Source organism: Streptomyces marokkonensis (assembly GCF_008312835.1).
In the GTDB taxonomy this organism is placed as follows: Bacteria; Actinomycetota; Actinomycetes; order Streptomycetales; family Streptomycetaceae; genus Streptomyces; species Streptomyces marokkonensis_A.
Genome location: NZ_VSKS01000005.1, coordinates 262797 through 286756, shown reverse-complemented (window position 1 = coordinate 286756; position 23960 = coordinate 262797). Strand labels below are relative to the sequence as shown.

The 23960-nt window shown below is 71.2% G+C and carries 20 protein-coding genes and 1 pseudogene; 9 read left to right on the top strand and 12 right to left on the bottom strand.

The genetic code is table 11. The features are described from left to right. The first annotated feature begins 49 nt into the window (after positions 1-49). Entirely contained in the window at positions 50-535 is a 486-nt protein-coding gene (locus F1615_RS11725; RefSeq protein WP_149548847.1) for a hypothetical protein, read from the top strand. 147 nt (positions 536-682) lie between these two features. Beyond that, the gene (locus F1615_RS11720) at positions 683-1372 is read left to right on the top strand and encodes an LPXTG cell wall anchor domain-containing protein (protein ID WP_149548846.1); all 690 of its coding nucleotides are present in this window, start codon (positions 683-685) and stop codon (positions 1370-1372) included. A 65-nt stretch (positions 1373-1437) separates the two neighbouring features. Here the strand turns inward: F1615_RS11720 and ppc are convergent, their stop codons facing one another. Beyond that, positions 1438-4170 carry a phosphoenolpyruvate carboxylase gene (ppc, locus tag F1615_RS11715; RefSeq protein ID WP_149548845.1) on the bottom strand — a complete coding sequence of 911 codons (2733 nt, stop codon included), beginning with the start codon at positions 4168-4170 and terminating at the stop codon, positions 1438-1440. A gap of 289 nt (positions 4171-4459) precedes the next feature. Between ppc and F1615_RS11710 the strand changes: the two genes are divergently transcribed. Both F1615_RS11710 and F1615_RS11705 read left to right on the top strand, forming a co-directional pair. Then, entirely contained in the window at positions 4460-5473 is a 1014-nt protein-coding gene (locus tag F1615_RS11710; RefSeq protein WP_149548844.1) for an acyl-CoA desaturase, read from the top strand. Further along, positions 5470-6147: a TetR/AcrR family transcriptional regulator gene (locus tag F1615_RS11705; protein ID WP_030870343.1), complete on the top strand. Its 678-nt coding sequence runs from the start codon at positions 5470-5472 to the stop codon at positions 6145-6147. The genes F1615_RS11710 and F1615_RS11705 overlap by 4 nt, the downstream gene beginning before the upstream one ends. 43 nt (positions 6148-6190) lie before the next feature. On the opposite strand, the gene F1615_RS11700 is transcribed toward F1615_RS11705, so the two are convergent. Then, positions 6191-7009 carry a trans-aconitate 2-methyltransferase gene (locus tag F1615_RS11700; protein WP_149548843.1) on the bottom strand — a complete coding sequence of 273 codons (819 nt, stop codon included), beginning with the start codon at positions 7007-7009 and terminating at the stop codon, positions 6191-6193. A gap of 113 nt (positions 7010-7122) precedes the next feature. Here F1615_RS11700 and tamR point away from each other — a divergent pair, with 113 nt between their 5' ends. Continuing rightward, positions 7123-7620, top strand: a complete 498-nt coding sequence (gene tamR / locus F1615_RS11695) for a MarR family transcriptional regulator TamR (RefSeq protein WP_149548842.1) — start codon at positions 7123-7125, stop codon at positions 7618-7620. On the opposite strand, the gene F1615_RS11690 is transcribed toward tamR, so the two are convergent. Next, positions 7579-8346, bottom strand: a complete 768-nt coding sequence (locus F1615_RS11690; RefSeq protein WP_149548841.1) for a response regulator transcription factor — start codon at positions 8344-8346, stop codon at positions 7579-7581. The two genes, tamR and F1615_RS11690, sit on opposite strands and share 42 nt — an antisense overlap. A 291-nt stretch (positions 8347-8637) precedes the next feature. Here F1615_RS11690 and F1615_RS11685 point away from each other — a divergent pair, with 291 nt between their 5' ends. Next, positions 8638-9093 (top strand): GNAT family N-acetyltransferase, encoded by a 456-nt coding sequence (locus tag F1615_RS11685; RefSeq protein ID WP_208818292.1) that lies wholly within the window; start codon positions 8638-8640, stop codon positions 9091-9093. 3 nt (positions 9094-9096) lie between these two features. Here F1615_RS11685 and galK read toward each other — a convergent pair whose 3' ends face one another. Genes galK through galT form a run of 3 tightly spaced genes read right to left on the bottom strand, consistent with a single transcriptional unit; the run spans position 9097 to position 12316 of the window. After that, positions 9097-10257: a galactokinase gene (gene galK, locus F1615_RS11680; RefSeq protein WP_149548839.1), complete on the bottom strand. Its 1161-nt coding sequence runs from the start codon at positions 10255-10257 to the stop codon at positions 9097-9099. Further along, positions 10254-11258 (bottom strand): UDP-glucose 4-epimerase GalE, encoded by a 1005-nt coding sequence (galE, locus tag F1615_RS11675; protein ID WP_149548838.1) that lies wholly within the window; start codon positions 11256-11258, stop codon positions 10254-10256. Before galE ends, galK begins: the two co-directional genes overlap by 4 nt. Next, a complete protein-coding gene (gene galT, locus F1615_RS11670) occupies positions 11255-12316 on the bottom strand; it encodes a galactose-1-phosphate uridylyltransferase (protein WP_149548837.1) in 1062 nt (353 codons plus the stop codon). The genes galE and galT overlap by 4 nt, the downstream gene beginning before the upstream one ends. Before the next feature lie 176 nt (positions 12317-12492). On the opposite strand from galT, the gene F1615_RS11665 reads away from it, so the two are divergent. Continuing rightward, on the top strand, positions 12493-14172 hold the full coding sequence (locus F1615_RS11665) for a sodium:solute symporter family protein (protein WP_149548836.1): 1680 nt from the start codon (positions 12493-12495) through the stop codon (positions 14170-14172). A 21-nt stretch (positions 14173-14193) separates the two neighbouring features. Then, positions 14194-14505, top strand: coding sequence for a hypothetical protein (locus F1615_RS11660; protein WP_149548835.1), 312 nt, complete (start codon positions 14194-14196; stop codon positions 14503-14505). Positions 14506-14902: 397 nt separating this feature from the next. Here the strand turns inward: F1615_RS11660 and F1615_RS11655 are convergent, their stop codons facing one another. From F1615_RS11655 to F1615_RS11640, 4 genes are all read right to left on the bottom strand, one after another. After that, the gene (locus F1615_RS11655; protein WP_149548834.1) at positions 14903-15574 is read right to left on the bottom strand and encodes a helix-turn-helix transcriptional regulator; all 672 of its coding nucleotides are present in this window, start codon (positions 15572-15574) and stop codon (positions 14903-14905) included. A gap of 223 nt (positions 15575-15797) precedes the next feature. Then, entirely contained in the window at positions 15798-17687 is a 1890-nt protein-coding gene (locus tag F1615_RS11650) for a PQQ-binding-like beta-propeller repeat protein (protein WP_149548833.1), read from the bottom strand. 58 nt (positions 17688-17745) lie between these two features. Further along, positions 17746-19527 carry a PQQ-binding-like beta-propeller repeat protein gene (locus tag F1615_RS11645; RefSeq protein WP_149548832.1) on the bottom strand — a complete coding sequence of 594 codons (1782 nt, stop codon included), beginning with the start codon at positions 19525-19527 and terminating at the stop codon, positions 17746-17748. A gap of 246 nt (positions 19528-19773) precedes the next feature. Continuing rightward, complete coding sequence (locus tag F1615_RS11640; RefSeq protein WP_149548831.1) at positions 19774-21588, bottom strand: ABC-F family ATP-binding cassette domain-containing protein; 1815 nt, start codon at positions 21586-21588, stop codon at positions 19774-19776. 144 nt (positions 21589-21732) lie between these two features. Between F1615_RS11640 and F1615_RS11635 the strand changes: the two are divergent. Next, positions 21733-22116: pseudogene (locus F1615_RS11635) on the top strand (Uma2 family endonuclease); the annotation flags it as partial. On the opposite strand, the gene F1615_RS11630 reads toward F1615_RS11635, so the two are convergent. Together F1615_RS11630 and rsmA are read right to left on the bottom strand one after the other, a co-directional pair. Beyond that, a complete protein-coding gene (locus F1615_RS11630) occupies positions 22117-23010 on the bottom strand; it encodes a 4-(cytidine 5'-diphospho)-2-C-methyl-D-erythritol kinase (protein ID WP_149548830.1) in 894 nt (297 codons plus the stop codon). After that, positions 23007-23951 (bottom strand): 16S rRNA (adenine(1518)-N(6)/adenine(1519)-N(6))-dimethyltransferase RsmA, encoded by a 945-nt coding sequence (rsmA, locus tag F1615_RS11625; RefSeq protein ID WP_149548829.1) that lies wholly within the window; start codon positions 23949-23951, stop codon positions 23007-23009. Before rsmA ends, F1615_RS11630 begins: the two co-directional genes overlap by 4 nt. Positions 23952-23960 lie beyond the last annotated feature (9 nt).

Genomic DNA, 23960 nt, shown 5'->3' with positions numbered 1-23960 from the left:
CCCCCGACGAAGTTGACCGACCGCGAGGTCATGGCCAAGGATCTCGGCCATGCCTTCTGCGGTCAGCTCCTCCCGTGGCTCCTCCGCCCTGCGGTTCGGCCGGTTCGCGGCGATGGGCGCGGTCGCCGTGCTGATCCTGATCGCGGGTGTGTGGGCGTCGTGGGGTACGGCGCAGCACGCGATGCTGACGAAGGGGCGCGAGAGCGGCACGGTGGAGGTGACCTCGTGCGGCGGCCGGACGTGCTCGGGCCCGTACACGCCGTTGTCGCAGGGGTCGCAGCCGCGGGAGAGGGTCGTCCTGGAGGACTCGGTGGCCGTGGAGAAGGGGCGGACCTACACGGTGGTGCTGAAGCCGGGCGGCGGGGAGGCGGTCCGCTCCGGTCCCGGAGGGATCCTCTACTCCTGGGTGCCGCTGGGCGGTGCGCTGCTGCTGGCGTCGGTCGTGGTGGCGGGCGGGCTGCTGCGGATGCGGACGGCGTGGGTGATGGCGCTGTCGGGAGCGGCTCTGCTCACGGCGGCTTTCCTGGCCGTCTGAGGCGTTTTGCCGGGCCCTTCCGGCCGCCCGTGCCGGTGAGGCACCGGTGCGTTGCCGCTTCGTGATTGACCTGCGGTCGCGGCAGGCAGGATGCTGAACCGCCCCCTCCACATCTTCCCCGTTCGTCACTCGAAGATGGACTGCCTCATGCGTACCCCCGCCCGCGCCGGCGTGCTCGCCGTCGCGTTCTCCGCCGCTGTGCTGACCGCCCCCGCCGCGCACGCCGCGCCGCCCGGCGACAACGGCACCGTCAAGATCCACGATGCCTCGACCGGCGAGGAACCGCGCCGCAACGAGCCGCACGTGTGCACGTTCTACCTGGACGCCTTCGGCTTCGACGGCGGTCAGCGGGTCGACTGGCACATCGAGGCCTGGGCCCCGACCGCCGGCACCAAGGGTGAGACCGTCGAGTCCGGTGCGATCACGCTGGACGGCGAGGGGCACGGCCGCACCGCGGACCTGTCGCTTCCGGACGGTCACTACAAGCTGTTCTGGACCTTCGAGGGCGAGCACGGAGCGGCCAAGCACAAGGTGTTCTGGACGGACTGCGAGGAGGACGGCGGCACCCCGTCCGGTTCCCCCTCCGCGTCGCCCTCCACCGGTCCCTCCGCCGGCTCCTCCTCCGGCCCCTCGGACGCGCCCTCCTCCGCCGCGCCGTCCGGCGCGCCCTCGTCCGCCGCCCCGGCCCCCGGGTCGTCCTCGTCCCCGCAGGGCGGCTCCGGTGATCTCGCCGAGACCGGCAACGGCGCGCCCGTGGGCCTGCTGGCCGGTGCGGCCGCCGCGCTGGTCGCCGCGGGTGCCTTCCTGGTGCTCCGCCGCCGCGGGTCCGCCGGCTGAGACCAGGACCGGCGGAGGTGCCCCCGGCCCGTACGGGCCGGGGGCACCTCCGCGTGCGGGGCGGGTCAGCCGGTGTTGCGCAGGCCGGCCGCCACGCCGTTGACGGTGAGCAGCAGGGCCCGGGAGAGCAGCGGGTCGGGTTCGGTGCCGGACTCGGCGGCGTCGCGCTGGCGCTTGAGGAGGGCCACCTGGAGGTAGGAGATCGGGTCCAGGTAGGCGTCGCGGATGCTGAAGGTCTGCTTCAGGACGGGGTTGGCGTCGAGGAGTTCCTGTTCGCCGGTGATCCGCAGGACCTCGGCGACGGTCAGCTCGTGCTCGGCCTTGATGGCGTCGAAGACGTGCTTGAGCTCGTCGGGGACGAGGGTGTCGACGTAGTGCTGGGCGATGCGCAGGTCGGTCTTGGCCAGGGTCATCTCCACGTTGGAGATGAAGTTGCGGAAGAAGTGCCACTGCTGGTGCATCTCGTCCAGGACGGTGTCCAGGCCGGCCTCGCGCAGGGCCTTCAGCCCGGAACCGACGCCGTACCAGCCGGGGACGATCTGCCGGGACTGGGTCCAGCCGAACACCCACGGGATGGCGCGCAGTCCGTCGAGCGAGACGCCGGAGCCGGGGCGGCGGGAGGGCCGCGAGCCCAGGTGCAGGTCGGCGAGCTGGTCGACCGGCGTGGAGGCCAGGAAGTACGTCGGCAGGTCGGGGTCCTCGACGAGCCTGCGGTAGGCGGTGTGGGCGGCGTCGGAGACGACGTCCATGGCGGCGTCCCAGCGGGCCAGCGCCTCGTCGGACTGGCGGGGCGCGGTGTGCAGGGCGGACGCCTGGAGGGTGGCCGCGACGGACAGCTCCAGGTTCTCCCGGGCGAGCGCGGGGATCAGGTACTTGTCGGAGATGACCTCGCCCTGCTCGGTCACCTTGATCTCGCCCTCCAGGGTGCCCCAGGGCTGGGCGAGGATGGCGTCGTGGGTGGGGCCGCCGCCGCGGCCGACGGTGCCGCCGCGGCCGTGGAAGAGGCGCAGCCGGACGCCGTAGCGGTGGGCGACGTCGCGCAGGCGGCGCTGGGCGCGGTGGATCTCCCACTGGCTGGTGGTGATGCCGCCGAACTTGGAGGAGTCGGAGTAGCCGAGCATGACCTCCTGGACGTCGCCGCGCAGGGCGACGAGACGCCGGTAGGAGGGGTCGGCGAGCATGTCCTCGAGGATGGTGTCGGCGGCCTTGAGCTCGTCGGTGGTCTCGAGCAGCGGGACGATGCCGATCTTCGCCCAGCCGGCGTGCAGGTCGATGAGCCCGGCCTCGCGGGCCAGCACGGCGGCGGCGAAGACGTCGTCGGCGCCCTGGCACATGGAGATGATGTACGACTCGATGACCTCGGGTCCGAAGACCTCCAGGGCCCGCCTGACGGTCTGGAACACGCCGAGGGTCTTCTCGCCCGCGGCGTCGACGGGCGCCGGGGTGGGGGCGAGCGGCCTTCTGCTGCGCAGTTCCTTGGCGAGCAGCTTGGACCGGTAGTCGCGGGGCATGTCGGCGTACCGCCACGACTCCTCGCCGAGCCGGTCGAAGAGCTGGCCGAGGGCGTGGTGGTGGGCGTCGGCGTGCTCGCGCACGTCCATGGTGGCGAGCTGGAGGCCGAAGGCGGCCAGGGTGCGGATCGTACGGGCGAGGCGGCCGTCGGCGAACAGCCCGCCGCGGTGTTCGCGCAGGGAGGCCTGGACGATGCGCAGGTCGGTGATGAGTTCGCCGGTGCCGAGGTAGTCGCGGCCGGGTTCGTGCCCGGTGCCCTTGGCGAGGCGGAGCTTGGTGTTCTCCAGCTTCTGCCGGATGCAGGTGGCCTTGAGCCGGTAGGGCTCCTCGGCGTTGAGCCGCTTGTAGCGGGGGCTGATCTCGGGGAGGGCGTCGAGGTCGGCCTGGAGGGAGGTCAGCAGTTCCTCGGTGGCTCCGGCGTAGCGGATGGAGTTGGAGAGGAAGCCGCGCAGTTCGTCGATCATCTCCAGGGCGTCGTTGATGCCGTGTTCGTGCTGGAGGATGAGGACGTCCCAGGTGACCTGGGGGGTGACGTTGGGGTTGCCGTCGCGGTCGCCGCCGATCCAGGTGCCGAAGGTGAGGGGGCGGGTGTCGTCGGGGAGGTGGACGCCGACGCGCTCCAGCTCGGCCGTGAGGTCCTCCAGGACGTCGCCGACCGCGCCGGCGTGCAGCTCGTCGAGGTAGTAGATGGCGTTGCGGGCCTCGTCGGCGGGCTCGGGGCGCACCACGCGCAGTTCGTCGGTCTGCCAGACGAGGTCGATGTTCTCGGCGAGCCGGGTGTCCAGGCGGCGCCGGTCGGTGGCGATGACCGGGGTGTCGAGGAGGGCCGCGATCCGGCGGAGCTTGTTGAGGACGGAGCGGCGGGCGGCCTCGGTGGGGTGGGCGGTGAAGACGGGCCGCACGTTGAGGTGCCGCACGGTCTCCCGCAGGTGCTCGGGGTCGGCGTCCTTGAGCCGGTCGGCGGTGCGGGAGAGCAGCCCGCCCTCGGCGGCGCGGCGGGCGCGCAGTTCACGGCCGCGGTGCACCTGCTCGGTGACGTTGGCGAGGTGGAAGTAGGTGGAGAAGGCGCGGACCAGCTTGGCCGCGGTCTGGAGTTCGGTGCCCCGCAGCAGCTCGGCGGCGGCCTCGCCGTCCTCACGGGTGAGTCGGCGTACCTTCTCGACGAGGTCGAGCAGTTCCGGGCCCTCCTGGCGGACCAGGGTCTCTCCTAGGAGATCACCCAGCCGGCGGATGTCGGCACGCAGCTCGCTGCTCGTCGTGGTGGTCTGGTCGTCGGCACTGCTCACAGGTGCGGCTCCTTGCAGTGTTGAAGCTCGTCTGGGAGGGAACCCGGACGGCGTCTCGCGCGGCGTGCGCCGCTCACGGGCCGGGCGTCCGGGCAGAAATCAGAGCGGACCGCGCTGTCCGACCGACCTCAAGGATAGGTGCCGACCCGGACGCGCAGGCTCACGGGCTCTTGCCGCCGGGCGACGCACTGCCATACTTACGTTGCCGTAGGTTACGGAACCGTAGGAAGGCCGTCGGTTCCGCGGCCCGGCACCGACCCTCAGTCCACATACCCCACAGGGGACACGTATGACCTCAAGTTCCGACGTGCTCGACGAAGCCTCGAAGCAGTCGCGGTCCGACGACGTGGCGCCCTCCGCCACGCTGGGCGGCGAGCGCAAGCGTTCCATCGAGCAGATCACCCTGCTGCTCTTCATCACCGTCCCCTTCCTGGCGCTGGTGGCGGCGGTGCCGCTGGCGTGGGGGTGGGGGGTGAGCTGGCTGGACCTCGGTCTGCTGGTCTTCTTCTACTTCCTCGGGTGCCACGGCATCACCATCGGCTTCCACCGTCACTTCACGCACGGGTCGTTCAAGGCGAAGCGGCCCCTGAAGATCGCGCTGGCGATCGCGGGGTCCATGGCGGTCGAGGGCCCGCTGGTGCGGTGGGTGGCCGATCACCGCAAGCACCACAAGTTCTCCGACGCCGACGGCGACCCGCATTCGCCGTGGAAGTACGGGGAGACGGTCCCGGCGCTGATGAAGGGCCTGTGGTGGGCGCACATCGGCTGGATGTTCGACGAGGAGCAGACCCCGCAGGACAAGTACGCGCCGGATCTGATCAAGGACAGGACGCTGCGCGCGATCTCCCGGTGGTTCATCCTGTGGACGGCGCTCTCGCTGGCGCTGCCCGCGCTGATCGGCGGCCTGGTCACCATGTCGTGGTGGGGCGCGTTCACCGGTTTCTTCTGGGGCTCGCTGGTCCGGGTGGCGCTGCTGCACCACGTGACGTGGTCGATCAACTCGATCTGCCACGCGGTCGGCAAGCGTCCCTTCAAGTCGCGCGACCGCTCGGGCAACGTGTGGTGGCTGGCGGTCCTGTCCTGCGGTGAGTCCTGGCACAACCTGCACCACGCCGACCCCACGTCCGCGCGCCACGGGGTGGAGCGCGGGCAGCTGGACTCCTCCGCCCGTCTGATCCGCTGGTTCGAGCAGCTGGGCTGGGCGTACGACGTGCGGTGGCCGTCACGCTCGCGCATCGATTCGCGCCGCTACTCGGTGGAAGGCGGCGCCCGGCAGGGGACGGAGTCCGCCGAGGCGGCATGATGGTCGCTGTGGCGACCGACTCCAGCAGCACCCCGAGCAATGACAAGCCGCGGCGTGCGCGCCGCACCCGGATGACCGGTGCGGAGCGCCGCCAGCAGCTGCTGGAGATCGGCCGCACCCTGTTCGCGGCGAAGGGCTTCGAGGGCACGTCGGTCGAGGAGATCGCGGCGAAGGCCGGGGTCTCCAAGCCGGTGGTGTACGAGCACTTCGGCGGCAAGGAGGGCCTGTACGCGGTGGTGGTGGACCGCGAGATGCGGCGCCTGCTGGACATGGTGACCGGTTCGCTGACGGCCGGCCATCCCCGCGAGCTGTGCGAGCAGGCCGCGTTCGCGCTCCTGGACTACATCGAGGAGTACACGGACGGTTTCCGCATCCTGGTCCGGGACTCCCCCATCCCCCAGTCGACGGGGTCGTTCGCCTCGCTGATCTCGGACATCGCCACGCAGGTGGAGGACATCCTGGGCCGGGAGTTCAAGAGCCGCGGCTTCGACCCGAAGCTGGCCCCGCTGTACGCGCAGGCCCTGGTCGGCATGGTCGCCCTGACGGGCCAGTGGTGGCTGGACGTCCGCAAGCCGAAGAAGGCGGAGGTGGCGGCCCACCTGGTCAACCTGGCCTGGCACGGCCTGGACGGCCTGGAACCCAAGCCGCGGCTGATAGGTCACCGCAAGTCCTAGCAGGGGTGCTCGCCGCCTGTGGTTCACGGCGGCGAGCACCCCCTCAGGCCTGCTTGACGGCGACGGCGAAGACGCGGCGGAAGCGGAACGGCGTGCCGTGGGGGGTGGCGGGGTAGGCGGCGCGCAGGGCGTCGCGGTACTCGGCGACGAACGCGTCCCGCGCCTCCGGGTCGTCGGCGAGGGCGGTCAGGACCGGGCGCAGGCCCGTGCCCGCGACCCAGTCGAGGACCGGGTCCTCGCCCGCCAGCAGGTGGACGTACGTCGTCTCCCACGCGTCGGTCGCGCAGCCGAGTGCGGTCAGGCGCTCCAGGTACGCCTCCGGCCTCAGCACCGCCTCGTCGTGGCGCAGGACGCCGGACAGGCGGGCGCGGTGGCGCGGGGAGGCGGCCAGTTCGCGCATCAGTACGTGGCTGGGGGCGTCGAAGTTGCCCGGCACCTGGAAGGCGAGGGTGCCGCCGGGGGCGAGTCCGGCGATCCACTGCGGGAACCGGTCCGCGTGCCCCGGAATCCACTGGAGTGCGGCGTTGCTGACGATCAGGTCGCAGGGCTCGTCCGGTGTCCACGTGCGGACGTCGGCGTGGGCGAAGTCCAGCCGGCCGCCCCCGGGGGTCGGGCCCTCGTGGTCGACGTGGGCCCTGTCGAGCATCCCGGGCGAGTTGTCGTAGCCGGTGATGCGGGCGGTGGGCCAGCGGCCGGCGAGGAGCGCGGTGACGTTGCCGGCGCCGCAGCCGAGGTCGGCGATGCGCGGCCGGTCCCCCGGCGGCTCCGGGACGCGGGCGAGCAGGTCGGTGAAGGGCCGGGCTCGGTGACCGGCGTGACGCAGGTACTGGGCGGGGTCCCAGGTGGGGGTCGCTGCGGACATGGTGCCTCCCGATCGCCGATGACGGGTGCCCAGCGTCACCCCACATCCATCTCGACGTCAAGATGTTTGACATCAAGAGACTTCACGTCGACACAACCACTACACTGATCGCCATGGAGGACGAGGTCGATCGGCTGGTCGCAGCGTGGCGCCGGGAGCGCCCGGACCTCGACGTGGAACCGCTCGAGGTGCTCAGCCGGGTGAGCAGACTGGCCCGGCACCTGGACCGGGCGCGCCGGCTCGCGTTCACCGAGCACGGCCTGGAGTCCTGGGAGTTCGACGTCCTGACCGCGCTGCGCCGCGCGGGCACGCCGTACCAGCTCTCCCCGGGGCAGCTCCTCACCCAGACGCTCGTCACCTCGGGCACCATGACCAACCGCATCGACCGCCTCACCAAGAAGGGCCTGGTGGAGCGGCTGCCCGACCCCAGTGACCGACGCGGGGTCCTGGTCCGGCTCACGGACGAGGGCCGCGACCGCGCCGACCAGGCACTGGCCGGTCTGCTGGCGCAGGAACGGGCGATCCTCGGGGAACTCACCCGCGCCCAGCGCGGTGAACTGGCCGGGCTCCTACGCCAGTTGACCGCCCCGTTCGACAACGTCCCCGGTTAGGTCGACGGGCCCGACACCCGCCCGGCGGGCAAGGGCCACCGCGGCCAGGGTGGAGTGCACGCCCAGTTTCCCGAGGACGTTCTGCATGTGGGTGCGCACGGTGTGCGGGGACAGGTACAGGCGCTCGGCGACCGCCTTGCGCCCCAGCCCCGCCACCATGCACCGGAGCACCTCCCGCTCGCGCGGGGTCAGGGACTCCACGAGCCGCTCGCTCTCGGTGCGGTGCCGCCGGGCGGCGGTCAGTTCGCGCAGCACGCCGGTGAGCAGCGCCGGCGGCAGGTGCGTCTCGTCGCGCAGCACCCCCCGGATGACGGTGAGCAGCCGGTTCAGCGAACAGTCCTTGGCCACCCAGCCGGAGGCTCCCGCCTGCAGGGCGAGCGCGGCCCGCGCCGGATCGTCCTTCCCGGCGAGCACGACGATCCGTACCTGCGGCTGCGCCGAACGCACGCCGGTGACCAGCGATATCCCGTCGACGAGCCCGTCCTCGTCACCGGCCTGCACGGGTACGGCCGGCCGGCCGCCCGGCACCCTGCCGCCCAGATCGGCGTCGACGAGCAGCACGTCGAAGCGCCGTCCCTCGGAAGCCGCCCGCTCCAGACAGCGCAGCGCGGCCGGGCCGCTGCCCGCCGCGGACACGTCGACGTCCGGCTCCGCGGCCAGCGCCGCGGCCAGTGACTCGGCGAAGATGCGATGGTCGTCGACGACCAGGACTCGAACGCGAACCACGAAACCCCCTTCCCCAAGCTCTTCCCAGAGCAGGGAACTACCCCATCGTCGGAGGACGACACCGGCGCGGGTACGACGCCGAGGTCACCGTCACTTCACTCACCGGACGTGCGACGGACCACCGCGGCCACACGGCCGCCGCCGTGCGACAGCCGCCGGCCCCGCCTCGGACGCCGTACCCGACTGTCTCGCCCCCTGAACGGCGCCGGCCCCCACCGGCGCTGAACATCAGAGTACGGGCGGGGGCCGGGAGCGGAAGGTTATTTGCAGAACTGGCGGCCTTACGCGTTTATGGTGAGCCGCATGTTTCGTCTTGAGACAGAAGTCGACAAGGCCCGACGTGATCTGCTCCGCAGGCGCCTGAGGGACACCAACACGGCGGCCTCACCGGTCCTGCGCGCCCTGCGCGGAACCCCGGGTGAGCGTGAAGCGCCTTTGCACGTGTGGGCGTTGGACGCGAACGGTGATCTCGCGGGCGGTCTGGTCGGCCACACCTGGACGGCCTGGCTGCACGTGACGTACCTCTGGGTCGACGGCGGCCACCGGGGAGCGGGGCTGGGCTCCCGCCTGCTGGCGGAGGCCGAACGCGTCGCCGCCGCCGAACGCGCCTGCACGGCCTCCCGCGTGGAGACCTGGGACTTCCAGGCCCCGGAGTTCTACAAGCGGCAGGGCTACGAGGTGGTGTGCGTGATCCCCGACTACCCGCCGGGGATCACCGAGTACACCCTGACCAAGGCGCTGACCTGAGACTCAGCGCACCCGCCGCGCCCCCGCCGACGGCACCGCCCCGAAGACCCGGGGGGTCTCGAACCCGGCCGTCGCGAACGCCTCCTCGACCGCCTTGGTGACGGCGGGGACGTCGGCCTCCTCGGCCAGGACGATGGCCGAGCCGCCGAAGCCGCCGCCGGTCATCCGGGCGCCGAGCGCGCCCGCGCCCACCGCCGTGTCCACCACCAGGTCCAGTTCCGGGCAGGAGACCCGGAAGTCGTCCCGCAGGGAGGCGTGCCCCTCGACCAGGACCGGGCCGATCGCCCGGGTGTCACCCGACTCCAGGAGCCGGACCACGCGTTCGACGCGCTCGTCCTCCGTCACCACGTGGCGGACCAGCCGGCGCACCTCCTCCTCGTCACCCAGCCGCTCCAGCGCCGCGTCCAGCTCCTCGAACGGCACGTCCCTCAGCGCGTCCACGCCCAGCAGGGCCGCGCCCTTCTCGCAGCCGGCGCGGCGCTTGCCGTACTCGCCCTCGCTGTGGCTGTGCTTGACCCGGGTGTCGACGACGAGCAGGCGCATGCCCTCGGCGGCCAGGTCGAAGGGGATCTGACGCTGTGTGAGGTCGCGGGTGTCGAGGAACAGGGCGTGACCGGTCTCGCAGCACGCCGAGGCCGTCTGGTCCATGATGCCGACCGGGGCGCCGACGTAGACGTTCTCCGCGCGCTGGCACAGCCGGGCCAGCTGCCGGCCGCGCAGCCCGAGGCCGAACAGGTCGTTCAGCGCCAGCGCGACCACGACCTCCAGGGCCGCCGACGACGACAGGCCCGCCCCCGCCGGAACCCTCGAGGCGAGGTGGACGTCGGCTCCGGTGACCGCGTGCCCGGCCTCGCGCAGCGCCCACACCACACCCGCCGGGTAGGCGGTCCACCGCTTGTCGGACGCGGGGGCGAGGGCGTCCACCGCGAGTTCCACGACCGGCCCGTCCACGTCGGCGGAGTGCAGGCGCAGTACGCCGTCCTCGCGCCGGGACACCGCCGCGACGGCGGTGTGCGGCAGCGCGAACGGCATGACGAAGCCGTCGTTGTAGTCGGTGTGCTCGCCGATCAGGTTGACCCGGCCCGGCGCCGCCCACACCCCCTCCGGCGCGGCCCCGTACAGCTGCTCGAACCGCTCGGCGACGGACCCGCTGGTCTCGCTCATGCCCTGACCCCTTGCCCCTTCGTTGCCTTCTCCCCGGCCTGCTCGGCGCGCCGCCGCGCGAACTCCCACGCGTCCGCGACGATCCCGGCGAGGTCCGCGCGCGACGGGTTCCAGCCGAGCTTCTCGCGGGCCACGGCGGCCGACGCCACCAGGACCGCCGGGTCGCCGCCGCGGCGCGGGGCCACGACCTCGGGCACCGGGTGCCCGGTGACCCGGCGCACGGTCTCGACGACCTCGCGGACGGAGAAGCCGTTGCCGTTGCCGAGGTTGCAGATCAGGTGCTCGCCGGGCGCGGCGGCCCGCAGCGCCAGCAGATGGGCCTCGGCCAGGTCGGCGACGTGGATGTAGTCGCGCACGCAGGTGCCGTCGGGCGTCGGGTAGTCGTCGCCGTAGACCGAGATGGCCTCGCGCCGTCCCTGGGCCACCTGCAGCACGAGCGGAATGAGATGCGACTCGGGGTCGTGGCGCTCGCCGTACCGCCCGTACGCACCGGCCACGTTGAAGTAGCGCAGGGAGACCGCGCCCAGTCCGTGGGCCCTGGCCTCACCGGTGATCATGTGGTCGACGGCGAGCTTGGAGGCGCCGTACGGGCTGGTGGGGCTGGTCGGGGCGGACTCGCGGATCGGCACGTCCTCCGGTTCGCCGTACGTCGCCGCCGTGGAGGAGAACACCAGCCGGCGCACGCCCGCCTCGCGCATCGCGCCGAGCAGCGCCATGGTCCCGCCGACGTTGTTGTCCCAGTACTTCTCCGGCTTCAGCACCGACTCGCCGACCTGCGAGAAGGCGGCGAAGTGCAGCACGCCGTCGAACGAGGAGTCCAGCCATTCGGCGGCATCGCGGATGTCGCCCTCGACGAAGGAGGCGTCCGCGGGGACGCCTTCGCGGAAGCCGGTGGAAAGGTTGTCGAGCACGACGACCTCGTGACCGGCCTCGATCAGATGCTGGGCGACGACACTGCCGACATACCCCGCACCCCCGGTGACCAGGTACTTCCCGCTCATGAACTCGCTACCTCCCGCAGTCGCTCGGCCGCGCGCTCCGGCGGCACGTCGTTGATGAACACGTTCATGCCGGACTCGGAGCCCGCGAGGAACTTCAGCTTGCCGGACGTGCGGCGGATGGTGAAAAGCTCCAGATGGAGCGCGAAGTCGTCACGCGTGACGCCGTCGAACTCCTCCAGCGCGCCGAACGGCGCCTGGTGCCAGGCCGCGATGTACGGCGTGGGGGGCTCACCTTCGCCGAAGATCCGGTCGAAGCGCTTCAAGAGTTCCAGATACACCTGGGGGAACTCTGTGCGCGCCGCCTCCTCGAGACCGAGCAGGTCGGGCACCCGGCGCCTGGGGTACAGGTGGACCTCGTAGGGCCAGTGCGCCGCGTACGGCACGAAGGCCACCCAGTGGTCACTCTCCAGGACGATCCGCCCGCCCGCCGTTTCCCGCTCCACCACGGCGTCGAACAGGTTCTCCCCGCCGGTCGCCTCCTTGTGCGCGGCCACTTGGCGCAGCATCAGGGCGGTGCGGGGGGTGGTGAAGGGGTAGGCGTAGATCTGCCCGTGCGGATGCTGGAGGGTGACGCCGATCTCGGCCCCCCGGTTCTCGAAGCAGAACACCTGTTCAACGGAGGGCAGATGCGACAGCTCGGACGTCCTGTCGGTCCAGGCATCCAGCACCAGGCGGGCCTGCCGCTCGCTCAGGCCCGCGAAGGAGGCGTGGTGGTCGGAGGTGAAGCAGACGACCTCGCACCGGCCCGAGTCCCCGGCGAGCGAGGGGAACCGGTTCTCGAAGACCACCACGTCGTACGACGAGTCGGGGATCTCGCTCAGCCGTTCGCCCTCGGAGGGGCACAGCGGGCACTCGTCGGCCGGCGGGTGGTACGTGCGCCCCTGACGGTGCGAGGCGACGGCGACGGAATCGCCCAGCAGCGGGTCGCGGCGGATCTCGGACGTGGTGACGGTGGCGTCCAGCGGACGGCGGTCCACGGCGTCCCGCACGGTGTTGTCGGCGAGGTCGTAGTAGACGAGCTCGCGACCGTCGGCCAGTCGGGTCGAGGTCTTCTTCACTGCCGCACTCCTCTACACCCACCAATCATCCAACAGAATCAAACATAACACATCACAACCCACCAGTGGATCGCCCTCATCACAATCAAACAAAGAACGTCAACGAAAGTGTTCAATTACTGAACACGGAGGCGTAGGTTCCGCACCGGATCAGTTCGCGAACGAAGCGAGTGTGTATGCAAACCCCCACATACCTAGCCGCAGAGCTTCGACTCCCCACCAACTGGCTGGACTACACGATCCTCGGGATCTACTTCGTCGTCGTGCTGGGCATCGGCTTCGCCGCCCGCCGCTCGGTCAGGACCAGCCTCGACTTCTTCCTCTCCGGACGCTCCCTGCCCGCCTGGGTCACCGGCCTCGCCTTCATCGCGGCGAACCTCGGCGCGACCGAGATCCTCGGCATGGCGGCCAACAGCGCCCAGTACGGCGTCTACACGACCCACTGGTACTGGATCGGCGCCATCCCCGCGATGGTGTTCCTGGGCCTGGTGATGATGCCGTTCTACTACGGCAGCAAGGTCCGCTCGGTCCCCGAGTTCCTGCTGCTGCGCTTCGACAAGGCGGCCCACCTGCTCAGCTCGATCCTCTTCGCGGCGGCCGCCATCCTGATCGCGGGCGTCAACCTCTACGCCCTCGCGATCGTCGTCGAGGCCCTCCTGGGCTGGCCGCAGTGGGTGGCGATCGTCGTCGCCGGCTTCTTCGTCCTGGCCTACATCACCCTGGGCGGCCTGTCATCGGCGATCTACAACGAGGTCCTGCAGTTCTTCGTCATCCTGGCCGCCCTCATCCCGATCACGGTCCTCGGCCTGAAGAGCGTCGGCGGCTGGGACGGCCTGTCCGACTCCCTCACCGAGGCGCGCGGCGACGACTTCATGACCGCCTGGGGCGGCACCGGCATCGGCAGTGACAACCCGCTCGGTGCCAACTGGCTGACCATCATCCTCGGCCTCGGCTTCGTCCTCTCCTTCGGCTACTGGACGACGAACTTCGCCGAGGTGCAGCGCGCCCTGTCCGCCAAGAACCTCTCGGCGGCCCAGCGCACCCCGCTCATCGCGGCGTTCCCGAAGATCTTCATCGTGTTCCTGGTGATGATCCCGGGCCTGGTGGCGGCGGTCCTGGTCCCGAGGATCGGCACCGGCGGCTCGGACCTGCAGTACAACGACGCGATCCCCTACCTCATGCAGCAGCTCCTGCCCAACGGCGTGCTGGGCATCGCCGTGACCGGCCTGCTGGCCGCGTTCATGGCGGGCATGGCGGCGAACGTCTCGTCCTTCAACACCGTCTTCACCGCCGACATCTGGGCCAAGTACGTGGTGAAGCACCGCGAGGACGCGTACTACGTCCGCTTCGGCCGCCTGATCACCGCGGTCGGCGTGCTCGCCTCCATCGGCACGGCGTTCCTGGCCAGCTCCTTCTCCAACATCATGAGCTACCTCCAGACGCTGTTCTCCTTCTTCAACGTGCCGATGTTCGTGGTCTTCATCATCGGCATGTTCTGGAAGCGCGCGTCCATGAAGTCGGGCTTCTGGGGTCTGATCGCCGGCACCACCGCCGCGATGGTCAACTACTTCGTCATCTACAAGCAGGGCATCATCGACATCCCCTCCGACCAGGGCGCCAACTTCGTCTCCGCGATCGCGGGCTTCGTCGCGGGCGCGGTGGTCATGGTCGCCGTGTCGCTGTTCACCGCGCCCAAGCCGGCCGAGGAACTGGAGGGCCTGGTCTACGGCACGCGCTCCCCCGGCATGGCGGAGCCGCCCGCGGAGGGCGACGACGCGTGGTACCGCAAGCCGGCGCTGCTCGGCTGGGGCGCGGTGATTCTGGCCGCCGCCTGCTACATCCCGTTCTCGTTCTGACCGCGGGAGGATTGAGAGACCATGTCCGAGCACTACTCCGAGCGTGATCTCCAGCGGGAGATCACCGATCTGGAGACCAAGTCCGCGACGGCCGCCCGGTTGTTCGACATCCGGCGGATCATCGGTGGGCTGTTCGTCGTGTACGGCGTCATCGTCACGATCGCGGGCTTCACCGCGTCCGACGCGGACATCGACAAGGCGGAGGGCGTCAACATCAACCTCTGGACGGGGCTGGGGATGTTGATCCTCGGCCTGCTGTTCCTGCTGTGGCTCAAACTCCGCCCGACGGCTCCGCCACCGCCGGACGCCGTACCGGACGAGCGGGAGGAGTAACCCGGGCGCGGGTTGCGCCACCCTCCCCGGCAGGGTGCCCCGCGCGGGTACCGACCGGCGGAGGTGGCGCAGCCCGGCGCTCACGGGGCGCCGTCGCGCCCACCCTCCCCCATCGCCCCAGCGGCACGACTGCCCGCGGGAACGGCCGGCGCGGCACGACCGCCCGCGGGAACGACGGCGGAGGAGGCGCGTACGCCGCGTAAGGCGCGTACGGCGCGGAGGGGACGGGGCGGGGGTGTGCGCCCGCAGCGGCTGGTGCGAGTCAACGCCCCGCACCTCCACCGAGAGGCCCGATCGCGCCAGTCCGAGGACGTACACCCCCGACCCGGCCCCGACCCACCCACCGGCACCAGGCGCTACGCGCACCCCCACCGCACAGCCCGCTGCGCCGCAGGCATCAGTCGAGCGGGCCCGCCCGGTCCAGGAGGCCGGTCCGCGCGGCCAGCGCCGCCGCCTCAAGACGCGAACCCACGCCCAGTTTCATCAGCACCCGCTGCACATGCGTCCGCGCCGTGGACGGCGCGATCCCCATCCCCGCCGCGATCAGCCGGGTGTCCTCCCCCTCCGCCACCCGCACCAGCACCTCCACCTCCCGGGGCGTCAGCATCTGCAGCAGCCGCTGCCCCTCGTCGTCCGGCTGCGCCGCGGGATTGAGCAGCTCCCCGAACGCCCCCTGCAACAACTGCGGCGCCACCGCCGCCTCCCCCGCCCGCGCCTTCATGATCGCCCGCTCGACACCCTCGATGCGCTCGTCGTGCCGCACGTACCCCGACGCCCCTGCCGCGAACGCCGCCGCGATCCCCCGGGGCGACGGCACCGGCCCCAGCACGACCACCGCCACCTGAGGCCGCTCCCGCTTGATCTTCACCACCGGATCGAACGCCCCCGGCTCCGCCGGCGCCGCCGTCCCCAGCAGACACACCTCCGGCGCCCTGCTGATCACCAGATCCGCCGCCCCCACCGCCGGCGCCGCCGCGGCCAGCACCCGGTGCCCCCGCAGCTTCAACGCCGAGGCCAGCGCCTCGGCGAGCAGTCGGTGGTCGTCGACCACCAGCAACCGCACACCCATCGAACAACCAACCCCCCACACCAACGCACCCCCGGACCCCCGGATGCCCCCGGATGCCCCCGGAAGCTACACGCTTGTTCGACGCCGCGCTCCCCCTACCGGCGAGAATCGCCCCGGATCGCCGAAATTCTCGCATTCGGTGGCGATGAGCGCATGATGAGCGGTACGCGCACGGCCCCGTCCCTGAGCAGGGACGGGGCCGCACAAGAAACCGCGCGAACGATCAGCCGGTGCCGAACGCGATGACCAGATACTCCTTGTCCCCCGTCGAGAAGTCACTGGCGTACACCTTCGACATGTACAGACCCCCCTGCGAGTACAGGAGCTCCGCGGACGTCGGCAGCATCCGCCCCTCGACGTCCCGCACGCTCTCCGTCGCCGGGTTCTCCAGGAGCACGGTCTGCTTGAAGGTCCCCCCGTCGATGCTCACGATCTGCCCGCCCTTGTCGTAGGGCGGACGCTTGTACGCGATCACGTTTCCGCCGTCCATCCGCAGCGGAGTGATCTCGTAGTCGTCACCCGCGTCGGCCCGCTGACCGGTCTGCTTGCCGGTCGCGAGGTCGAACGCCACGACCTCGTTGGTCTGGCCGTACGAGTCCCCGCTGCCCTCGTGCTCCTCCGTCGCGATGTACAGCCGGTCGTTGCCGACCGTCAGCCCGGTGCAGTTCTCCATCTTGTAGATGGCGTCGCAGCGGGCCGCGAAGTCGTCGCCCGGCGCGGAGATGCGCTGGCGCAGCTTGCCGGTCTTGTTGTCGATGGAGAAGAAGTCCGAGATGCCGCTGCCGTCACCGGCGGAGTCACCGACGTCGGCGGCCACGACCAGCGGGTCGGTGGACACGACGGCGGCGTACTCGATGCCCTCGTCCATCTTGTACTCGGTGACGACGTTCCCGGACTTCGGGTCGATGGTCTGGATGTGGAGCTGACGCTGCTCGTACGAGCCGCACTTGCGGACCGCGACCAGCTTCTCCCCGCCGCCGTACCCGGAGTCGTAGCAGGAGTCGGACGTCTTGGGCGCCCACAGCTGCTTGCCGGAGGCGATCTCCCAGGCGGCGCCGCCGCTGGTGCTGCCCGCGGCCACGGTGCCACCGCTGAGGGTGACGTTGTTGAAGCTGATCGGCATCGTGCCGGACTTGGCGGACTTGGACCACAGCTGCTTGCCCGCCTCCAGGTCGACCACCGCGACCTGGGTGCAGGCCTGCGGCTCACCCTTGGCCGGCATCGCCGGCTTGTGGACGATCGCCGTCTTGTTGTCCTCGGTGACGTGCATGGTCGCGCTGCACACCGGTCCGGGCAGGTCGATCGTCCACTTCTCGGTGCCCTTGGCGCGGTCGTACCCGACGATCTCGGCGATGCCGCTCTTGGCGTACACGGTGTCGGTCAGCCAGGAACCGGATGTGTCGATGCTCGAGACGCCCTTGGGCACCTTGGGCGCGGGCACCTGGAAGAGCACCTTGGAGGCGGTGTCGGCGGGAGCCTTCTCCTTGGCTCCGCCTCCGGAGGAGGAACCCCCGGTCCCGCCCCCGCCCTCACCGTTCTTCTCTTCCTTGCCCCCGCCGCCCTCCGCGGTGGTCTTCTTGTCGTCGTCCTTGCCGGACGCGTACCAGACCCCGCCGCCGACGATCAGCGCGATGGCCACGACCGCGGCCACGATGATGGCCATCTGCGCGTTGAACTTCTTCCCGCCACCCGGCTGCGGCTGCATGGGCATGGTCGGCGGCTGCGGATACCCGTACCCGGGCTGCCCGTACGGCCCCGGCTGCTGCGGCTGCCCGTAGGCCCCCGGCTGCGGCTGCCCGTACGGCCCGGGCTGCTGCCCCGGGTACCCGTACCCGGCGGCCGGCGGCTGCTGCGGGTACCCGTATCCGGGCCCCTGCGGTGCCGCCGGAGGCGCGGCAGGCGGAGCGCTCTGCGGAGCCTGCGGATACCCGTACCCGGGCTCGGGGGCCTTGTTGAGATCGGGACCCGTAGGAGCGGACGGCTGCTGCGGAGGCTGCGCGGGCTGCTGCGAAGCGTTCTGCGGAGGCTGCGCGGGCTGCTGCGAGGGATCCTGCGGCGGCCCGAACCCCGGCTGCTGCGGGGGCTGGTTGGGCGGCGGGGGCGGCTGGGTCATGACGTGAGTACCTCGGGGAAGGGGACGACGGGCGGCGGGAAGGTGACGGGAGCGGCGCTCACTTGCCGTAGGCGAGCATCAGCTTCTCCTTCGACTCGTCGTTTCCGGTCAGCCGGGTCGTCGAGATGTAGAAGCGCCCGTCGACCCAGTCGATCGCCTTGCTGAAGAAGCTGTTCTCGATGTCCGCGACGCCCTGCGGGTTCTGCATCAGCTCGGCCGGCTTGTGGCTGCCGCCCGCGAGGGGAAGGGCGACGACTTGGCCGCCCGCGTTGTACGAGGGCTCCACGTAGGCGATGAGCTTGCCGTTCTCGGTCTTCATCGGGACCATCGACTCCTGGGCCGGGGAGGATTCCCGCCACCGCTCCTTGCCGTTGTCGAGGCTGATCGCGACGATCTCGTTGGCTCCGGTGGTCGCCTCGGTGGGCAGGTAGAGGGTGTCCCCCTCGACGACGACGCCCTGGCAGCCCTGGAGGTCGCGCGCGAGGATGGCCCAGCCGCAGCCGGGGTCGAAGTTCTCGTCGACCGCGACCTGCGAGCGCAGCGTGCCGCCGGCGGTGAAGGCGGCGATGTTCCAAGCCTTCTTGTCGCCGTCCTCGTCCTTGGTCGCGTAGATGACGACCGGGTCGACGGAGAAGGCGCGCTCGACCCTCCAGCCCTTCTCGTACGCGTAGGTCCACTTGACCTTGCCGGTCTTCGGGTCGAGCTCCCGCACCTCGTCGTGGGCGTTGTCGCCGCCGGCGCCGCAGGACGCGACCTGGATCAGCCGCTCACCGCCCGCGAAGGCGGCGGGGAAGCAGGGTGCGTCGCCGTACTTCTTGGCGTCGAACATCTCCTTGCCGGTGCGCACGTCGTAGGCCGTGCCGGACTGCGAGCGGCCCACCATCAGCGTGTTGCCGGTGAGGGACATCTCGATGGAGAGCGCGGAGTCGAACAGCTCGCCGTCGTCGACCTTGGCCGTCCAGCCCTTCTCGCCGGTGTTGAGGTCGACGAGCTGGAGCTGGTTGCACTTGGCGCGGTCGCTGCTGCCGCTCATGTAGGCGATGACGACCTTGTCGTCGGACGTCTTCTGCGAGGTGACCGAGCAGATCTTCTGCGGGAAGGCGATGGTCTCCCAGGTGGGCTTGCCGTCACCGACGTTGTAGGCGGAGAGCTCCTTGTAGGCCGCCTTCACCGCGGTCTTGTCGGTGATCCACATGCCGGGGGCGTCGGCGCCGGAACCGGGGGCGTCGGGCGCCTCCTTGTACCAGAGCACCTTGGACTCGCCGTCCTGGCGGCCCTCGTTGAGGTTCTCCGGGTCGTCGCCGCCGTCACCGCTGCCGTCACCGGGGTTGACCGGGGCGCCGCCGGAGGTGTCCGGCTTGGGGTCGTCGGTCTGCTTGGAGACCGGCTTCTTGTCCTTCTTGCCGTCGTCGCCGGAGACGGCCCACACGGTGCCGCCGATCACCAGCAGCGCGGCCACCGCGGCACCGGCGACGAGGGCGGGCCTGCCCTTGAAGGGGTTGCGGGAACCGGATCCGCCGGGCGGGGTGCCGGGCGCCCCGGGGAACTGCGGCTGCGGGTACCCGTACCCGGGCTGCCCGTACGGCCCCGGCTGCTGCGGCTGTCCGTAGGGCCCGGAGGCGTACGGACCTGAGGTGTAGGGGCCCGGCTGCTGGGGAGGCTGCTGCGGATAGCCGTACCCGGGCTGCGGCGCACCGGCCGGCGGTCCCTGCGGGGGCGGCGTCTGCGGTGGCCCCTGCGGGGGTGGCGGCGTCTGCGGCGGTCCGAACCCACCACCCGGCGGCGGTTCCTGCGGCGCTCCGAAGCCACCCTGCGGCGGCTGGTTGGGCGGCTGAGCCATCAGCGCTTTCCCCCTTGCTCACTGATTTTTAGCCACGCCCTGAGGTACGTGTTGAACCCAGAGTCGTCTTCAGACGGTTGTCAGACGGCTCTTTCTATCACCCGGTACCGACATGCCACCGGGCCGCGTCCGCCCCTGTTCCCAAGGGAGGACCGGCCCGTGATGCGCCCGTTACTGACCTTCACGCCGTCTCCACGCGGCGCGCGCTCCCCGCGTTCCGGCGCGCGGCGGGGCTCGCGCGCCGGTTCAGGCGTCCTCGGCCAGTTCCAGCCAGCGCAGTTCCAGTTCCTCCCGCTGGCCGGTCAGCTCCCGCAGTTCGGCGTCGAGTCCGGCCACCTTCGCGAAGTCGGTGGCGTGCTCGGCGATGGTGGCGTGCAGCGCGCTCTCCTTCTCGGAGATCCTGTCCAGCTGGCGCTCGATCTTCTGGAGCTCCTTCTTGGCGGCGCGCTGGCCGGCGGCGCTCCTCTCCGGCGCCGCGCTCTGGGACGCCGCCGCCGGTACGGCGGCCGCCGCGGCGGCGGCCTCCTCCATCCCCTTGCGCCGCTCCAGGTACTCGTCGATGCCGCGGGGCAGCATCCGCAGGGTGCCGTCACCGAGGAGCGCGAACACCCGGTCGGTGGTGCGCTCGAGGAAGAACCGGTCGTGGGAGATGACGATCATCGAACCGGGCCAGCCGTCGAGGACGTCCTCGAGCTGGGTCAGGGTCTCGATGTCGAGGTCGTTGGTGGGCTCGTCGAGGAAGAGGACGTTGGGCTCGTCCATGAGGAGGCGGAGCAGCTGGAGCCTGCGCCGCTCACCACCCGAGAGGTCCCCGACCGGCGTCCACTGCTTCTCCTTGTTGAACCCGAAGGTCTCGCACAGCTGACCTGCGGTCATCTCGCGCCCCTTGCCGAGGTCGACGCGCTCACGCACCTGCTGCACGGCCTGGAGCACCCGCCAGCCGGGGTCGAGTTCGGCGACCTCCTGGGACAGATAGGCGAGCTTGACGGTCCTGCCGACGCGGATGCCGCCCCCCGCGGGCTGGACCTCCCCCTCGCTCCTGGCGGCCTCCGCCAGCGCCCGCAACAGGGACGTCTTGCCCGCCCCGTTGACCCCGACCAGACCGATCCGGTCCCCGGGCCCGAGCTGCCAGGTCACGTGCTTCAGCAGCACCTTGGGCCCGGCCTGGACGGTGACGTCCTCCAGGTCGAACACCGTCTTGCCCAGGCGTGTGGAGGCGAACTTCATCAGCTCGCTGCTGTCGCGCGGCGGCGGCACGTCCTTGATCAGTTCGTTGGCGGCCTCCACGCGGAACCGCGGCTTCGACGTCCGCGCGGGAGCGCCGCGCCGCAGCCAGGCCAGCTCCTTGCGGACCAGGTTCTGCCGCTTGACCTCCTCGGTGGCGGCGATGCGTTCGCGCTCGGCGCGGGCGAAGACGTAGTCGGAGTAGCCGCCCTCGTACTCGTACACGTCACCGCGCTGCACGTCCCACATGCGGGTGCAGACCTGGTCGAGGAACCACCGGTCGTGGGTGACGCAGACGAGCGCGGACCGGCGGGTGCGCAGGTGCTCGGCGAGCCAGGCGATGCCCTCGACGTCGAGGTGGTTGGTCGGCTCGTCCAGGACGATCAGGTCCTGCTCCTCGATGAGCAGCTTGGCGAGCGCGATGCGGCGCCGCTCACCGCCGGACAGCGGTCCGATGACCGTGTCGAGGCCCTTGGGGAACCCGGGCAGGTCCAGCCCGCCGAACAGCCCGGTCAGCACGTCCCTGACCTTGGCGTTCCCGGCCCACTCGTGGTCGGCCATGTCGCCGATGACCTCGTGCCGGACGGTGGCGGCGGGGTCGAGCGAGTCGTGCTGGGTGAGCACACCGAGCCGCAGCCCGCCGGAGTGGGTGACCCGCCCGGTGTCGGCCTCCTCCAGCCGGGCCAGCATCCGGATCAGCGTGGTCTTGCCGTCCCCGTTGCGCCCCACGACCCCGATCCGGTCCCCTTCGGAGACGCCGAGGGAAATCCCGTCGAGCAACGCACGCGTGCCGTACACCTTGCTGACGTTCTCGACATTGACCAGGTTGACGGCCATTTCTCTCCTGCCCGGTGGATCGATCAGCTTTCAAGCGTAGGCCCTCGCGGGCGCAGGTCGACGCGCCGGGAGATCGTCACTCCTTGTGATGACCTGATCGGAAACGGGCGGCTACCGTAGAGGGCAGGCAGCAGGATCCCGTCCATGGGAGGAACCATGACCGGCGAGTCCTTAGAGCACCGCCACCCTCACTGGCCGGTGCCACCCCAGGACGGCTACACCGTGGACGACCTGTTCACGCTGCCTGATCTCCCGCCGCACACCGAGTTGATCGACGGGAGCCTGGTTTTCGTCAGTCCGCAGCGCCGTTTCCACTTTCTCGTGATCGACCTCTTGGTCAGCGGACTACGCGATTCCCTCGGCCCGGACTTCAGCGTCGAGCGGGAGATGACCGTGGTCCTGGACGAGCACAACGGCCCGGAGCCCGATGTCAGCGTGGTTCGAGCCGACGCGGTCACAGGGTTGGACCAGACCAGTTTCAGGGCCAAGGACGTCCTGCTCGCCGTGGAGGTCGTCTCACCCGACTCGTCAGACGACCGTAGCCCCCGGTACCGGACCTGCCGCCGTACGCACCGTGCGGCAGGTGCCCGAAGCCCTCAGGGCTCCGGCGATCGCCTCCGCCGCCCCCGCGTCCGGGGCGAGGAACGCCGTCGTCGGCCCCGACCCCGACACCAGCGACGCCAGTGCCCCCGCCGCACGCCCCGCCGCGAGGGTGTCCGCCAGTTCCGGGAACAGCGACAGCGCGGCGGGCTGGAGATCGTTGGAGACGGTCGCGGCGAGCGCGTCGACGTCCCCCTTGGCGAGCGCGTCGAGCAGTTCCCGTGAGGCCACCGGCACGGGAATGTCCCGGCCCTCCGCCAGCCGGTCGAACTCCCGGAAGACCGCCGGTGTCGACAGCCCCCGCGCGGCCATCGCGAACACCCAGTGGAAGCTGCCCCCCACCTCGAGTTCCGTCAGCCGTTCGCCCCGCCCGATGCCCAGCGCCGCCCCTCCCACCAGGCTGAACGGCACATCGCTGCCCAGCTCGGCGCAGATGTCGAGGAGTTCCCCGCGCGAGGCACCCGTGCCCCACAGCGCGTCGCACGCCAGCAGCGCGCCCGCGCCGTCGGCGCTGCCGCCCGCCATGCCGCCCGCGACGGGGATGTCCTTGGCGATGTGGATGTGGACGTCCGCGTCACGGCCGTACCGCTCGGCGAGCACCAGGGCGGCGCGGGCCGCGAGGTTCGTGCGGTCCAGGGGGACCTGACCGGCGTCGGGGCCGGCGCAGGTCACCCGCAGCTCCTCGGCCGCGGTGACCGTGACCTCGTCGTGGAGGCCCACCGCGAGGAAGACGTTGGCCAGGTCGTGGTAACCGTCGGGGCGGGCCGCGCCGACCGCGAGCTGGACGTTGACCTTGGCGGGGACGCGGACGGTGACGCTCACTGCTGACCGGGCTCCTCGTTCTCGGCGTTCTCGGCGTTCTCGGCGTTCTCGGTGTTCCCAGCGTTCCCGGCGTTCCGAGTGTTCCCCGCGTTCTCGGCGATGCGCGCGAACTCCTCCACCGTGAGGGACTCGCCCCGGGCCTGCGGCGACACCCCGGCGGCGACCAGCGCCGCCTCCGCCGCGGCCGCCGACCCCGCCCACCCGGCGAGCGCGGCCCGCAGGGTCTTGCGGCGCTGGGCGAAGGCCGCGTCCACGACGGCGAACACCTCGCGCCGGGAGGCGCTGGTCTTCACCGGCTCGGCACGGCGGACCAGCGAGACCAGCCCGCTGTCCACGTTCGGAGCGGGCCAGAAGACGTTCCGCCCGATGGCTCCGGCCCGCTTGACCTCCGCGTACCAGTTGGCCTTGACCGAGGGCACGCCGTACACCTTCGAGCCGGGTGCGGCGGCGAGCCGGTCGGCGACCTCCGACTGGACCATGACCAGGGTGCGTTCGATGCTCGGGAAGTTCTCGAGCATGTGCAGCAGCACCGGGACGGCCACGTTGTAGGGGAGGTTCGCGACGAGCGCGGTCGGGGCGGGGCCCGGCAGCTCGGTGACGTGCATCGCGTCGGAGTGGACCAGCGCGAACCGGTCGGCACGCCCGGGCATGCGGGCGGCGACGGTCGCTGGCAGCGCGGCGGCGAGGACGTCGTCGATCTCGACGGCGGTGACCCGGTCGGCGGCCTCGAGGAGCGCCAGGGTGAGCGAGCCGAGTCCCGGGCCGACCTCGACGACCACGTCGTCGGGGCGCACCCCGGCGGTGCGGACGATACGGCGGACCGTGTTGGCGTCGATGACGAAGTTCTGGCCGCGCTGCTTGGTGGGCCGTACGCCGAGGGCGGCCGCCAGTTCACGGATGTCGGCGGGGCCCAGGAGGGCGTCTGGGGTGGGGCTGGTCACGGGACAAGG

Bases quoted from the DNA above. Each gene is read 5' to 3' on its own strand.
- F1615_RS11655 (WP_149548834.1), bottom strand. From the start codon at position 15,574: ATGGGTGTGCGGTTGCTGGTGGTCGACGACCACCGACTGCTCGCCGAG.
- F1615_RS11685 (WP_208818292.1), top strand. From the start codon at position 8,638: ATGGTGAGCCGCATGTTTCGTCTTGAGACAGAAGTCGACAAGGCCCGA.
- galK (WP_149548839.1), bottom strand. From the start codon at position 10,257: ATGAGCGAGACCAGCGGGTCCGTCGCCGAGCGGTTCGAGCAGCTGTAC.
- F1615_RS11645 (WP_149548832.1), bottom strand. From the start codon at position 19,527: ATGGCTCAGCCGCCCAACCAGCCGCCGCAGGGTGGCTTCGGAGCGCCG.
- F1615_RS11640 (WP_149548831.1), bottom strand. From the start codon at position 21,588: ATGGCCGTCAACCTGGTCAATGTCGAGAACGTCAGCAAGGTGTACGGC.
- F1615_RS11665 (WP_149548836.1), top strand. From the start codon at position 12,493: ATGCAAACCCCCACATACCTAGCCGCAGAGCTTCGACTCCCCACCAAC.
- F1615_RS11725 (WP_149548847.1), top strand. From the start codon at position 50: ATGCCTTCTGCGGTCAGCTCCTCCCGTGGCTCCTCCGCCCTGCGGTTC.
- galE (WP_149548838.1), bottom strand. From the start codon at position 11,258: ATGAGCGGGAAGTACCTGGTCACCGGGGGTGCGGGGTATGTCGGCAGT.
- F1615_RS11650 (WP_149548833.1), bottom strand. From the start codon at position 17,687: ATGACCCAGCCGCCCCCGCCGCCCAACCAGCCCCCGCAGCAGCCGGGG.
- F1615_RS11700 (WP_149548843.1), bottom strand. From the start codon at position 7,009: ATGTCCGCAGCGACCCCCACCTGGGACCCCGCCCAGTACCTGCGTCAC.
- F1615_RS11710 (WP_149548844.1), top strand. From the start codon at position 4,460: ATGACCTCAAGTTCCGACGTGCTCGACGAAGCCTCGAAGCAGTCGCGG.
- F1615_RS11660 (WP_149548835.1), top strand. From the start codon at position 14,194: ATGTCCGAGCACTACTCCGAGCGTGATCTCCAGCGGGAGATCACCGAT.
- tamR (WP_149548842.1), top strand. From the start codon at position 7,123: ATGGAGGACGAGGTCGATCGGCTGGTCGCAGCGTGGCGCCGGGAGCGC.
- F1615_RS11705 (WP_030870343.1), top strand. From the start codon at position 5,470: ATGATGGTCGCTGTGGCGACCGACTCCAGCAGCACCCCGAGCAATGAC.
- F1615_RS11720 (WP_149548846.1), top strand. From the start codon at position 683: ATGCGTACCCCCGCCCGCGCCGGCGTGCTCGCCGTCGCGTTCTCCGCC.